The sequence below is a fragment of the Rhodococcus sp. DN22 genome (assembly GCF_036669995.1).
In the GTDB taxonomy this organism is placed as follows: domain Bacteria; phylum Actinomycetota; class Actinomycetes; order Mycobacteriales; family Mycobacteriaceae; genus Rhodococcus_F; species Rhodococcus_F erythropolis.
Genome location: NZ_CP133326.1, coordinates 2157735 through 2170782 on the forward strand (window position 1 = coordinate 2157735; position 13048 = coordinate 2170782).

The 13048-nt window shown below is 61.6% G+C and carries 11 protein-coding genes and 1 riboswitch; of the genes, 5 read left to right on the forward strand and 6 right to left on the reverse strand.

Going from position 1 to position 13048, the window contains the following annotated elements:
- Positions 1 to 9 precede the first annotated feature (9 nt).
- Complete coding sequence (locus RA302_RS09830) at positions 10 to 924, reverse strand: LysR family transcriptional regulator (protein WP_042951331.1); 915 nt, start codon at positions 922 to 924, stop codon at positions 10 to 12.
- An 81-nt stretch (positions 925 to 1005) separates the two neighbouring features.
- Between RA302_RS09830 and RA302_RS09835 the strand changes: the two genes are divergently transcribed.
- A complete protein-coding gene (locus tag RA302_RS09835) occupies positions 1006 to 1995 on the forward strand; it encodes a pyridoxal-phosphate dependent enzyme (protein WP_338480393.1) in 990 nt (329 codons plus the stop codon).
- A gap of 380 nt (positions 1996 to 2375) precedes the next feature.
- On the opposite strand, the gene RA302_RS09840 is transcribed toward RA302_RS09835, so the two are convergent.
- The 4 genes from RA302_RS09840 to RA302_RS09855 form a co-directional block, all read right to left on the reverse strand.
- Positions 2376 to 2816: a hypothetical protein gene (locus tag RA302_RS09840; protein ID WP_020906963.1), complete on the reverse strand. Its 441-nt coding sequence runs from the start codon at positions 2814 to 2816 to the stop codon at positions 2376 to 2378.
- Positions 2817 to 2868: 52 nt separating this feature from the next.
- Positions 2869 to 4863 carry an SDR family oxidoreductase gene (locus tag RA302_RS09845; protein WP_141487501.1) on the reverse strand — a complete coding sequence of 665 codons (1995 nt, stop codon included), beginning with the start codon at positions 4861 to 4863 and terminating at the stop codon, positions 2869 to 2871.
- A gap of 50 nt (positions 4864 to 4913) precedes the next feature.
- Positions 4914 to 5036, reverse strand: coding sequence for a hypothetical protein (locus tag RA302_RS09850; RefSeq protein ID WP_019747629.1), 123 nt, complete (start codon positions 5034 to 5036; stop codon positions 4914 to 4916).
- Between the two features lie 129 nt (positions 5037 to 5165).
- Positions 5166 to 7286, reverse strand: a complete 2121-nt coding sequence (locus RA302_RS09855) for an MMPL family transporter (protein WP_020906965.1) — start codon at positions 7284 to 7286, stop codon at positions 5166 to 5168.
- 71 nt (positions 7287 to 7357) lie between these two features.
- Positions 7358 to 7504: riboswitch (cobalamin riboswitch) on the forward strand.
- Between the two features lie 115 nt (positions 7505 to 7619).
- Between RA302_RS09855 and RA302_RS09860 the strand changes: the two genes are divergently transcribed.
- From RA302_RS09860 to RA302_RS09875, 4 genes are read left to right on the forward strand one after another with little or no spacing between them, the layout of a single operon-like run.
- Positions 7620 to 8615, forward strand: coding sequence for an ABC transporter substrate-binding protein (locus tag RA302_RS09860; protein ID WP_029254958.1), 996 nt, complete (start codon positions 7620 to 7622; stop codon positions 8613 to 8615).
- Positions 8612 to 9652 carry an iron ABC transporter permease gene (locus RA302_RS09865; protein ID WP_029254959.1) on the forward strand — a complete coding sequence of 347 codons (1041 nt, stop codon included), beginning with the start codon at positions 8612 to 8614 and terminating at the stop codon, positions 9650 to 9652. Before RA302_RS09860 ends, RA302_RS09865 begins: the two co-directional genes overlap by 4 nt.
- Positions 9649 to 10482, forward strand: coding sequence for an ABC transporter ATP-binding protein (locus tag RA302_RS09870; RefSeq protein ID WP_020969107.1), 834 nt, complete (start codon positions 9649 to 9651; stop codon positions 10480 to 10482). Before RA302_RS09865 ends, RA302_RS09870 begins: the two co-directional genes overlap by 4 nt.
- Positions 10479 to 11249, forward strand: coding sequence for a (2Fe-2S)-binding protein (locus tag RA302_RS09875; protein WP_069145845.1), 771 nt, complete (start codon positions 10479 to 10481; stop codon positions 11247 to 11249). The genes RA302_RS09870 and RA302_RS09875 overlap by 4 nt, the downstream gene beginning before the upstream one ends.
- Positions 11250 to 11286: 37 nt before the next feature.
- Here RA302_RS09875 and phoA read toward each other — a convergent pair whose 3' ends face one another.
- On the reverse strand, positions 11287 to 12819 hold the full coding sequence (gene phoA, locus RA302_RS09880) for an alkaline phosphatase (RefSeq protein WP_021343627.1): 1533 nt from the start codon (positions 12817 to 12819) through the stop codon (positions 11287 to 11289).
- Between the last annotated feature and the right edge of the window lie 229 nt (positions 12820 to 13048).

The window sequence follows — 13048 nt, forward strand, 5'->3', positions numbered from 1 at the left end:
TCTCATCGCCTACAGGTGCCCATCCAGTTCGAACCGCTCTCGCACGGAGTCGGATATCGCCGCGAGGGTGCTGACGAACGCGTCGATGGCGGGAGCGAGCGGAGGTTTCCCGTAGGTTGCGACGGAGACAGTGCGTCGCTCGCCGGGAATGCGGTGTGCGCGGATACCCGGGTTCTGATGTGCATGGAGAGCGAGGGCCGGAAGGGTGCTGACTCCGCTTCCGGAGGCGACCAGCGCTTGGACCGCGACGTAGTCGTCGGTCTCGAACTCGATCCGTGGAACGAACCCAGCTCGATTGCAGGCGGTGAGAAGGTGGGCGCGGCAGCTCGGACAGCCTGCAATCCAGGTCTCACCGGCGTAGTCCGTGATCTCGTTGGCGGCATCTGCATTCCGCGCAGAGGTGATCAGGTACAACGGATCGTCCAGCAACGTCGTTAGGGTGACGTGCTTCAGCCCCACATCCGGGGTATCCGCGTGTGCGAAAACGACAGCTACGTCGACGTCGTTGTTACGAAGCATTGCAAGTGCTTTGGGTGGTTCTGCATCAACGAGGCTGATGGACACGTCGGGGTACTGGGATGTGAACGCTGCCATCGCCTGCGGAATCAAACTCGCCAGGGCTGACGGGAATGCGGCAAGTCGTACCCGCCCCGCCCTCAGTCCCGCGTACGTTTCGACTTCGGCTACGGCAGCGTCGACGTGACCGAGAATTTCCGTGGCGCGCCGAACCAGTACCGCACCGGCATCCGTCAGACGAAGCCCACGACCGGCTCGCTGGAACAGCGGAACTCCGACTTCCGATTCGAGCTGTCGAAGGTGGTGACTGATGGAGGGCTGCGCGTAACCGAGCGAATCGGCGGCGGCTGTCACCGATCCTTCCTGCGCGACAGCGACCAAGACCCTAAGTCGAATTAGATCGAGCATGACGAAATCATAGAGGATTTCGATGCTTTCGACGAAAACATGTATTAGACCTATGAATCAGTGTTTGACAGGGTGATCCACATGGCACAGGTACCTGATCTCGCGGCAACAACCGGGCTACAACCACCCACATGGGCGGACATTCAGCGTGCAAGTCAGGTTGTCCGACGCCACCTACCGGTCACGCCCCTGATATCGCACCCGACCTTGGGAGCGGGCTCGTGCAGCCAGTTGTTCGTCAAACATGAGAACGTGCAACCCACAGGTGCGTTCAAGGTTCGCGGTGGACTGAACCTGGTGGCTGGACTCGATGAGCCGACGCGGGCCCGAGGCATCATCGGCTACTCGACGGGAAATCATGCTCAGTCCCTGGCGTATGCCGCAGCGGATGCGGGCGTGCGGTGCGTAATTGTGATGCCGGCTGGGGCGAATCCGGTCAAGGCTCACGCTGTCCGCATGCTTGGGGCCGAGCTCATCGAGCACGGCGCAAACTTCGACGAGGCACGCGCTCACGCAGAGTTCATCAGCGAACGTGACGGCCTGCGTCTCGTCAGCGCCGCCAATGAGCCGGCAATCCTCGCCGGTGTTGCCACGGCGTACGTCGAACTCGTCGAGCAGCAGCCAGATCTGGACGCCGTGGTCGTCCCAGTCGGTGGTGGCAGTGGTGCGGCGGCCGCTTGCCTCGTCGCCAGTGCGCTTGCACCGCACCTGGAGGTGTTCGCGGTGCAGTCGGAGGCCGCACGAGCGGCGCACGACTCGTGGACTTCCGGCACCTGTGTCGAGCGCCCGAACGCCACTCGTGTCGAAGGGCTCGCGACCGGGGCCGGATTCTCATTGACTCAACGTGTCATGCGAGAACGGCTAGGTGGTTTCTTGCTCGTCACGGACGATGACATCACCCTCGCTCAGCGGGCTCTCCTCTTCGACGCACACACTTTGAGTGAGGGCGCCGGTGCGGCCGCACTTGCTGCGGTCTACGCACATCCGAACACCTTCGCGGACAAGCGTGTTGCCGTCGTCTGTACGGGCGCCAATGCGTCCGAGAGTGAGATCCGCAGGGTCGTCAGCTAATTGATCTCGTATTCGGAACAATGTGCAGTGTCAGCGAACTGACGGAAAGCCGAAGTACTGTGTGCCAATGACTTCACCCCGAGAAAAGTCACGTACTCTCAATATTTGCGCACTCATGCTGGTCGTCGGTGTTCTTGGATTGATCGTGAGTTTCGGAGTGACCTCACGTTGGGGGTTCCCAGCGTCCGCATCGGAGCTTTGTAGATCAAGTTCGTATGGAATCGGATTACTCGAAGAAATACGATGGGCCTGGATCCCGTTTCCCGTAGCCTCTTGCAAGGCAGTGGATTTCGATTCTTCCGCAGTTTACTTCGCCCTCGGATGGGAAAACTCGATCACTGCCGCAGTATCGATCGCATTCATCGCCATGGCTCTGAAACTCATTTGGGGTGCAGGAGTTCAGTGATGCTTATGTGCCCGGCCTTGGGTTCGTTCGGAAGGCTGACCGGCACAAGCCCCATGCTTTCCCGACGCTCGTTGACCGAAAAGACGTACTGGGCAAATTCAGGTTTGACGTGCACGTCCGGAAACCGTGCGCGAAGTTCGCCCACGATCCGATAGCCCTCGTCGTACCAGTCGAAAACGTTGATCCCTGGACGCCACCTCGGTCGCATCGCGAAGCCGTCGATCTCGGTCACAAAGAACTTTTGGAAGCGATCAGTCCACGCCAGTATCTTCTCTCCGAGTTCGTCGTCGATCCCCATTTGGCTCGGGAGAACGTATGCCTGCGGGAACCGTTGCGGCGGGACGACAATCAATTCCTTCGACGGCCATAGTGAACTGGGATGGCCATGGTCAGGATAGATTCTGATGACTAGCACTGCAGATCCCTTGCGGTGGCCAACACGCTACGAGGCGAAGTCACACCACCGGTCACCAGTGCGTTCCGGGCACGAGTCGGGCGGCGCGTCGGCCGAGTTTGCGGATGCGTGAGCGTGAATGGCGTTGACGCGACGGTGTTGCCGGAACGTCTGACGGAGTTTCTTTGTCTACCTGCCCCTTTGCCGCCGGGGAGTCTGGGAAGGCCTGGTACATCTGGTTGAGAATCCGGTCCTTGGTGTGCGGTGCGAACAAGGTTCCCAGATCACCCAGAGTGCCCAGTGGCACGTCGATGCGCTTGGGGCGTTCGATCAGCGCGCGGATCACCATTGCCGCAGCCTTTTCCGGGCTGGTGATCGGGCCGTTGTTGTATTCGCCGGTCGGAGCGATCATCGGCGTTTCGACCAGCGGCATGTGGATGGTCGTGAAAGTGATTCCGTCTGCCAGGGTTTCGGAGGCCGCTACGTCGGAGAAACCGTCGAGGGCGGCCTTGCTCGCCACGTAGGCCGAGAATCTAGGCGTTGCCGCTTGGACTCCCGCGCTGCTGATGTTCACGATGTGACCGAAGCGGCGAGAACGCATGGTGGGCAACAATGCGAGAACCAATCGCACAGCGCCGAAGTAGTTCACGGCCATCGTTCGTTCGTAGTCGTGGAAACGATCCGTGGAATGGTAAATGCCGCGCCGAATGGATCGGCCGGCGTTGTTGACCAACATGTCCACGTGATCATGTTCTGTCAGAATGCTTTTGATCGTGTGCTGGACCGACTCGTCGTCGGTGATGTCGCAGGGATAACCGAACGCTTTGCCTCCGCTTGATCGAATCTCCTGTACCGCGGCATCGAGTTCGTCGGTGCGGCGTGCGATCAGGAGAACTGTGGCGCCTTTCTGGGCGGCGGCGATGGCAGAGGCCTTGCCGATTCCGGACGAGCCACCGGTGATCAGGACTATCCGACCGACAAGTGGTCCTTCGGGATGGTTGCGACGTGCGCGATTGGGATCGAGGTTTGCGCGCCAGTACTTCCACAAGACCGTCGAGTAGGAGCCGAACTCGGGGACCGTCAGGCCTGATCCGGCGAGGGCGGCAACGGTTCTCTCGGAGGTGAAGGTCGGCGCCATCGTCATGTTGTCGAGCAACGCCGCAGGCATGCCGATGCGATCGAGGAAGACTTTTCGTGCCGATTCTGCCGAGTCCATCGGCAATGGCGAGACAAAGGGTTTGGCGATCACGCCCGGCAGGCTGAGCGCGGGCCGCGGTGCTCCGGCGGCCTTGGCGAGGCCGGCATAGATTTCGCGTACCGGTTGAGGTTTCGGATTGACGAGATGGAATGCTTCGCCGTCACGGCCGGGCACATGCATCAACTCGACGAGGGCAGCGGCCACATAATCGACCGGCACCACGTTGGTTGCCCCGAGGTTGGGGATCGGGACAGGTAGTGCTGCAGGTAGTTTCGCGAGTAGCGCCAGACCTGGGAACAAGTAATACGGTCCGTCGATCTTGTCCATCTCTCCGGTGACGGAGTTGCCGACCACGGCAGACGGCCGATAAACACGCCAGGTGAGGTCTTCTCGTTCTCGAACGAGCTTCTCGGCCTCGAACTTGGTTCGGTGGTACGGCGTCGGAAAGCCTTGGCCGCAATCGAAATCGGTCTCGCTGAACGTGCCCGGATAGTCGCCTGCGACTGCGACCGATGACACGTGATGAAGGGTGGCTCCCAGTTTCGCAGCAAGTTCGACCACGGAGCGTGTGCCCTCGACATTCGTCGAAGCCTGCTCGTCTCCGGCCGTGATGTCGTAGATCGCGCCGAGGTGAAGGACGTGGTCGGCCGGCGGGGGAGAGTCGATGCCCAGCTCGGGCTCGGTCAGATCGCCAACGAGCGGATGCACTCGATCGCCGCCGGGAATTGCCGACACCTGTGCTTCGAGTTTTGCGACAGAACCCGCTCTGACCAGCACGTGGATCTGAGCAGTTTCATCATGCTCGAGCAGGAGCGGTAGTACAGCTCGTCCGAGGAACCCGGTGCCGCCAGTGACGATGTATGTGGCCATGGTCGGTAACTTACTCCAAAGTAAGATCGACGGCTAGAGGGAACCGGACATCAATGCGTCATGACGCCATCCTCGGTGTCGAAGTCGATGCCCGCAGTGATGATTCCGGAAAACAGGAACGCGACGGCAAGTGCAAGAGCGGGGATTGCAAGGATCCATTCGAAAATTGTCATGCTCCAAGTCTGACGAAATCAGCTTCGGAGAACATCGCCCTGCGGAGCGATTTAGGCGATCGGGCAGTCATCCTCGAGGACGACTGCCCGATCAGGGAAATCCACTAGTGCGTGATCAGTGGCCCGAAATCAGTGGCCGATGCCGACCTTCGCGTGAACTTTTTTCATCCAGGCCGGAGCCCACCAGTTCGCTTCGCCCATCAACTTCACGAGCGAGGGCACGAGCAACATGCGGATGATGGTCGCGTCGACGATCAGCGCGACGATCATGCCGACGCCCAGGAACTTCATCACCGACAACCCGGACATCGCGAATGCCCCCGTCACCACGATCAGGAGTAGGGCGGCGGCCGTCACGATTCGGCCGGTGCGTTCGGTTCCGAACTTGACTGCTTCCTCCGTCGTCGCTCCCGCGTTCTTGGCCTCGACCATCCGGGACATCAGGAAAACCTCGTAGTCCGTGGACAATCCGAACACCACCGCCAGGATGAGCACGACGAACGTCGCCTCCAGCGGAGTTTGACTGACCCCGAGGAGTTCGACGCCGTGACCGTCCTGGAAGACGAAGGTGAGGACACCGAAGGTGGTCGCGAGGCTCAGCGCGGCCATCAGTACCGCCTTGATGGGCAGGACCACCGAACCGAACGCGAGGAACAACAGGATCAAGGTCGATCCGACCATGATGAGGATCATCACCGGCAACCAGTGCAGGACGGCGTTGTTGCCGTCGTCGACCATGGCTTGACCGCCACCGACAAGCAGCACTGTTCCGTCAGGAGCGGAGATCGCACGCAGATCTGTCACTGCGGTGCTCTGTGATTGGGGTGTAGAGCCCTCGCTGTAGAGAGCCTGAACCGCGATGAGTTGATTGGTGCTCGCGACGACGGTCGCCTGACCGATGCCCTCGACCTGACCGGCGGACTCGGCGATCGCTGCACCTTCGGCCGGGGTGAGAGTGTTCCCGTCCTCGGCCTGAAGGATCATCGTCGCGCCGTTGCCGGTCTGCGGGAAGTCGTTGACCAACGTGTCCATTGCGACGCGAGCGGGGTCGTTGTCCGGGAGTGCGGTGTACGAGAGTTCTCCCAAACGGGCACCGAGCAGCGGCGAGGCCATCACGAGCAGCACGGCCACGATCGTCACCGAGACCGCGACCGGACGCTTCATCACCCACGTGACGACGCGGCCCCAGAACTTGCGCGAGCGTTCCTCGCCGCGTTGCGCCGCATCCTTGCGCCACGTCAGGGCGTTGATGCGATGCCCCAGAATGGCAAGCAGCGCAGGCACAGCGGTCAGCGACAGAACTGCCGCGCTCAGTACTGCTGCGATCGCACCGAAACCCAAAGACCGGATGACGGCCTGCGGGAAAACGAGCATGCCGCTGAACGCGCAGATCAGCAGCAGACCCGAGAACATGACGGTGCGACCCGCGGTCAGAACTGTCCGCTGCGCAGCCGCTCCCGGGTCCGAGCCCGAATTCAGTTCTTCACGGAACCGACCGACCACGAACAGTCCGTAGTCGATTGCAAGTCCCAACCCGAGAAGAGAAGCGACGTTGATCGAGAACGAGGACACATCGGTGATCAACGTGAGGATTCGCAGAACCGCCAAGGCGCTCAAGACACTGAGTACACCCACGAATACCGGAACCGCCGCAGCGACGATGCCGCCGAAGATGAAGACCAGCAGCACCAGAGTGATCGGAATGGCGATGGCTTCGGCGACCACCAGGTCTTTCTCCAGCTTGGTGTTGAACGCGACGCCGACAACGGTATTACCCGCGAATTGTGCCTCGGCACCTTCAACTTCGAGCTTCGGCAAGAGATCGGCGAAAGTAGCAGGTGTGACGCCCGAGTCCGGTGCCAACGTGATCGCAACGGCCGCCATGGATCCGTCGTTCGAGAGCAGACTGGCCTTGGCCGCGGCGTCCGTTCCCCAATACGACTTCACCGACGCGGTCGGCACTTCCGTTTTGAACTGGTCGACGGCGGCCGTTACTGCCGGCCCGATGTCGTCGAGGGTCTTGCCGTCGGTGGGTGAGTAGATCGCGATGATGTCCGGGGTCTGCGGCCCGAGATTGTCTTCGATGATGTCCGCAACCTTCGCGGAGTCGCTGCCCGGATCGATGAAGCCGCCCTGGCTGAGCTTGCCGAACACTCCGAGTCCCCACACCCCACTGATGAGAACTATCAGAACCGCGAGGCTCAGTACCCACCATTTCCGGGCGACGACGGTTTGGGCCCAGCGTGTCATGTATCAACTCCGGTGTGTGGGGGCGTCTGGCCAGATCGACTGTAGTGGGCGTTTGGTCTTGAATCGGAAACGTCATGCATACTGCTCGAAGCACTTGCAAGCCACGCGTGTGGGGGAAGCCGGTCCGAATCCGGCGCTGACCCGCAACGGTAGGTCGATTCTCGGTAGTCACCGAGCGTCGGCAAGCCCGATTACCCACCGCGCGGTGTGCGACATCCATTCGTCGTGGTCTACGAAAAGGAAGTCCAGCAGGAGCTCTGGCCGAGTATCAGTGTGCGGGCGGAGTTGTCTGTCGGATTCTCATTCGTGGCTCAGAGCCCTTACGAGGTCCCCGTGTCACTTCAGTTCTCCCCGTCCCGCGCCGCCGCTGTTCTCATCGCGGTCGCCTTGGTTTCGGCAGGTTGTTCCAAAGGCCAGGAATCAGAGTCCGCGTCTGCTGCGGAATCCTTCGCACAGCCTGTGTCCGTGACCAACTGCGATCGAGAGATGACCTTCGACTCGCCGCCGCAGCGCATCGTGTCTTTGAACGGGCATGTCACCGAGGCGCTCATCGAAATCGGTGCGGGTGACCGGATCGTCGGTCGGGCGTACAGCGACAATCCGCCAACTGCGGAGACCGCCGATGTATTCAACAAGATTCCCAGCCTCTCCGATACGTTCCCCAGCATGGAGCAGGTTCTCGACGTCGATCCGGACTTCGTGGTCGGAGGAATGACCAGTGCCTTCAACGAGAAGCAGGGCCGTTCCCGAGACGCTTTCGGCGAGCGCGGAATCAACACCTTCCTCTTCTCAGAATACTGTGGCACCGGTTTCCCCGACATCGGATTGCTCGAGAACGACTACACGCAACTCGGTCGAGTCCTGGGCGTTGAAGATTCCGCCCGCGAGGTCGCAGAGGAGATCAGCGATGGTCTCGATTCCGTCCGCGCTTCGGTCGGGGACGCGGCGCCGGTACCGACCTTCTTCTACGACAGTGGTGACCAGGTTCCGACGACTATCGGCGGAGTCGGCGTCGGTCAATTGGTCGCGGAATACTCCGGTGTCTCGAACATCTTCGCCGAAGGGACAAAGCCCTACATCGACGCATCGTGGGAAGCTGTTGCCGAGCGTGCACCCCAGGCGATCGTGGTCATCGACTACGGCGACAAGACGGCCGAGCAGAAGATCGACTTCCTCCGTGCCCAGCCGTTGATGGCGACCACCCCTGCTGTGCAGCAGAACCGGTTCGTCGTGGTTCCTCTCGCGGACCTGTTCGAGAGTTCACGGTTGGTGCGTTCGGCACAGACCATCGCGACGGCCTTCCATCCGGGCGCTGACGCGGCGAAGTGACCCGCACGCGTTACGGGTACGGCGCCCTACTTGTCGGCTTGGCGGTCGCCTTGGCGATCGTCCTGGGGTTGGCCGTCTCCTTGGGATCGGTTCGCATTCCCGTCGGTGACGTCTGGGCGATAGTCGGAGCCCGTTTGGCGCCAGGGACTTTCGAAACGTGGTGGACCGCGGCGCGGGAGTCGATCGTGATCGACTCCCGCCTGCCACGTGCACTCACGGCTGCGGTCGTGGGTGCTTCCTTGGCGATGTCGGGTGCTGTTGCTCAGGCTGTCACACGGAATCCTCTTGCCGACCCGTATCTGCTCGGAGTTTCGTCGGGTGCGGGATTCATGGTGGTGCTCGTCTCGGTGCTGGGTTTCGGCGCCGGCCTCCTCGGGGTTTTCACGATTCCGGTCGCAGCATTCGTCGGGGCGATGATCCCGTTGTTTCTCGCACTGCTGATCGGCGGCCGGTATCCGCAGCCGACCGCGATCATTTTGGTGGGTGTAGCGCTCGCCCAGATATTCTCGGCGCTCATCACCTTTTGCATCCTGGTGTTGGCCGATGATCGGCACGTGACGTCGGTGATGCACTGGATTGCCGGCGGATTCGGTGATGCGCGATGGTCGACGCTGATCTTCCCGACGATCGCACTGGTCGTCGTCGGCACGGCCCTTCTGTTCAGTTCGCGGTGGATGGACGTCTTGCAGACCGGTGACGACGGGGCTGCAGCCCTCGGTATGAACGTCCGACGGTTCCGAGTGTTGTCCTTGCTTGCGGTCTCCGTACTGGCGGGCGCGGCAGTCAGCGTTGCCGGTGGAATCGGATTCATCGGCCTCCTGATCCCACATCTGGCCGGTTTCATCGTCGGCACCAGAGCAATTCGACTGCTCCCTGCTGCAGCCCTTCTGGGCGCCGTCGCGATGGTTGCCGCGGATACCGCTGCGCGCTCGGTGGCACAATCCACCGAAGTTCCGGTCGGAGTGATCACCGCCCTCGTGGGTGCACCGATCTTCGTCTGGATGCTCTACCGGCAGTATCGGAGGCTCGAACAGTGACGCAGACCAGAACAGTGACACAGGCCAGAACAGAGACACTCCCGAAGGACGCCGAAGCTGCGCCTCTGCTCGAACTCGTCGAGACCCGGGCGCGGCTTGGCAACCGCGAAGTCCTGCGCGGCATCACTTTCGCGGTGACGTCCGGTGAAATATTGGGCTTGGTCGGACCCAACGGCAGTGGCAAGACGACGGCGCTGCGCTGCTGCTACAACGCTTTGACTCCGACAGGTGGCGCAGTTCTGATCGATCAAGCCGACTCGACGACGCTCTCGCGTAAGGACATCGCCAAAACCATCTCGGCGAGCGTCCAGGAACCTACTGTCTCGGCAGGACTTTCGGTTCGTGAATCGATCGCGCTCGGACGAACTCCGCACCGTAGCTGGTTGGACCGAAGCACTGAGCGAGATACCGCCATCGTGGACCGGTGCATCGAGCAGGTTGGTTTGGTCGAGCTTGCCGGACGCGACGTGTCCACCCTGTCGGGTGGTGAGCGGCAACGTGTCTCGATAGCGCGCGCATTGGCTCAGGAGCCCAAGGTTCTGTTGTTGGACGAGCCGACCAATCATCTCGATCTTCGTCACCAGTTGATCGTGATGGAATTGCTCGCCGAACTTGCGTCGGCGGGGCTCGCGGTTGTGGTCACGATGCACGATCTACGGTTGGCAGTCGAGTACTGCGACAACCTTGCCGTGCTCACCGAAGGTGAACTCCGCGCGTGTGGGTCTACGGTCGAGGTGTTGGACGAGCCGTTGTTGGCCGAGGTTTTCGGCATCAAGGCGCGAGTCGAACGCGGAGTACGTCCGCGGATGGAGATATTGGGGCTGGCATGACGGAATCGGTAGCCGGGATCTACGCCCGTATGGCATTAGCGGTGCCGTTCTTCGACAACCTGAGCGCGTATCCGGATACGGTGCCCGCGGTGTTGATGACCGACCCCCAGTGGTTGGCAGCACGTGTCGCCGATACGGCCGAGCGATGGGGGAGTGCGGACAGCCGAGTGAACGGCACATTGTGGTGGTACTCGGCCAGTTCCACGCTGACTGGCATTCCGATCGGAACCGGTATGGTCACCGGGTTCGCTGCCGATCCATCGTTGAACGGTGGGCGGATCTTCTTGCGTGACAACGGCTATCTGGGCGGGTTTGCTGCCGGATCGGTCATTCCGATCTCGCGGAGTGTGGCGGAGTTGGGCCACGCGATGCTCCGCTCACTCAGTCCCGTGATCGAGGTACTCGCCGAGGTGTCCGGCGTTCGGCAGCAGGCGCTGTGGGCGATCGCGACGGACTCCATCGCCAATCGCAGCCTCGACGCCGCCGGTAGCGCGAGGGAGCGCGGAAGTGCATTTGCTGCTGGTCTGATCGATGTTCTCCGCGGTGAGAACCCGGGCATTCCCGTCCCGCGTTTCGTCGATGTCGACCGCAATGAAAGTGTTGTGCGCGTTTCTAATCCGTTGACACCGGTGGCATCAGGGCGACGCAGATTCACGCAGCGGGCATCGTGCTGCCTGATCTACGAGGTGCCAGGTGAAGGCAAGTGCACCAGTTGCCCGAAGCGCGCACCCGAAGATCGGGTGCGCGCCTTGGCTACTCTGGTGTGACTGGACCCAGGCTTTTACCGGGTCGGGTTTGGTCAGGTCAGTGAGCTGCGACCTTGGAACGGTCGAGTCCCAGCGCGTCGGTCATCGTGAAGAACAGATCGGTCTGGTCCGTGAGGCCGCTGACATTGGCCGCGTGCGGGCCGAAAGCTGCTACGCGCAACTGAGTTCCGGTATGCCCTTCGGATTCGACGGCCGGATCTTCGGACGTTCCGTAGCTGATCGTCATCTCCGAGCCGTCCTTCGTGGTCAGCTTGCGGGTCAGACCGGGGTAGACGATTTCCTGGGCGCGCTCGACCGGGATGTTCTGGTCCTTGGCGATGGTGGCGATGTCGTCTGCGCTGACGTTGGTGACGATCTGGCTGGTGTGAGCGTGGTCGGCTGTGACGATGACCAGGGTTTCTCCGTCGGTCTTCGCAAATTCGAGTGCCTTCTGCACAGCTTCGTCGAGGTCGACGGTTTCACCGATCTGACCGCACGCGTTGGCTGCGTGATCTTGCTTGTCGATCGAGGCACCTTCGACTTGGAGGAAGAATCCGTTGTCGTTGACCTTCAGTAGGTCGATTGCCTTCTGCGTCATGTCCGCGAGCTTCGGTACGTCGGAGGTTCGCTTGGGGTTGTCGATGCAGGTTTCGGCGGGCTGCAGGTAACCGTCGCGGGTGGCGACAGAGCCTTCCCAGCGGACGGGCATGTTGCCGTCGGCGAACAGCCCGAGCACGGGTGCGTCCTGATCTGCCTTGCCGACCTCGTTCATCTCGGCGGCATTCTTCACCAGCTGGTAGCCACGAGCGGCAGCTTGCTCGTTGAGGGTCTTGCCCTGCCAGTCACCGGCTTTCGCGGTTTCAGCGAAGGACTTGGCGCCGCCGGCAAAGGTGACGTCGGCGCGGGTGTCGAGGAGCTGTTCGCTGATCGACCCCTTGCCGCCGTTCTCGATGGCGTTCTCCGGGCAGGACTTGGACGTCGCCTCGGGTCCGTAGCACTTGCGGCCGCTGACGTGCGCGACCTGCACTGCGGGGGTGGCATCCTGCACCTCGGCGGTGGAGACGTTGCCGGTGGCCTTGCCGTTCGCCTTGGCGATCTCGAGGACGGTCGACTGGGCCTGCCCCTTGATGTCGACGGAAATCGCGCCGTTGTAGGTCTTGGTGCCGGTGGACCATGCCGATCCACTGGCAGCGGAGTCGGTGACGTAGTCGGGCTTGCCGTCCTTGGTCAACGCGTAGTGCGTGTACTGGCCGGTGATCGGCAGGGCGTCGAGGCCGGCGAAGCTGCCAGCAGCACCCTCGGCGTAGTTGCGCGCGGCGGTGATCTCCGAGTCGCCCATGCCGTCCCCGATCAGGAGGATGACGTTCTTCGCGCCGGAAGCGTTGACGGCGTCACGCACTGCAGCCGACTGATCACCGTCGATGCGGCGAGCACCACCGTTCGAGGACAGTTCGCCGGTCGCGGCGCGATCGACGGTCGTGCCGTTCGAGCCTGTTGCCTCGTCGGCACTGCTGCTGCAGCCGGCAGCGGCCAGAACGGCGACGGCGCCGGCGACGGCCGTCAACCTACGTGTGTTGCGCGAGAACGACATACGAGTAGTACTCCTGGAAACAGTATGGATGGAGATTATGAACGCCGCTAATGATCTGGGGCCAAAGTGAACGGAGTGCAGACATGCGTACATCTGAATGTGACGAGACGGTGAGGGTTGAGATTCGCTCTGTTGACTGCGGGTGAGTGACCTGTCAGACTGAATCTGCATCGAACATCAGTTCGATGCATGTGGTGCGTCTTCCCTTTCGGCATCCTCGAGCAGTCGG

Coding starts and splice junctions, on each gene's coding strand:
- RA302_RS09830 (WP_042951331.1), bottom strand. CDS start 924: ATGCTCGATCTAATTCGACTTAGGGTCTTGGTCGCTGTCGCGCAGGAA.
- RA302_RS09835 (WP_338480393.1), top strand. CDS start 1,006: ATGGCACAGGTACCTGATCTCGCGGCAACAACCGGGCTACAACCACCC.
- RA302_RS09845 (WP_141487501.1), bottom strand. CDS start 4,863: ATGGCCACATACATCGTCACTGGCGGCACCGGGTTCCTCGGACGAGCT.
- RA302_RS09850 (WP_019747629.1), bottom strand. CDS start 5,036: ATGACAATTTTCGAATGGATCCTTGCAATCCCCGCTCTTGCACTTGCC.
- RA302_RS09855 (WP_020906965.1), bottom strand. CDS start 7,286: ATGACACGCTGGGCCCAAACCGTCGTCGCCCGGAAATGGTGGGTACTG.
- RA302_RS09875 (WP_069145845.1), top strand. CDS start 10,479: ATGACGGAATCGGTAGCCGGGATCTACGCCCGTATGGCATTAGCGGTG.
- phoA (WP_021343627.1), bottom strand. CDS start 12,819: ATGTCGTTCTCGCGCAACACACGTAGGTTGACGGCCGTCGCCGGCGCC.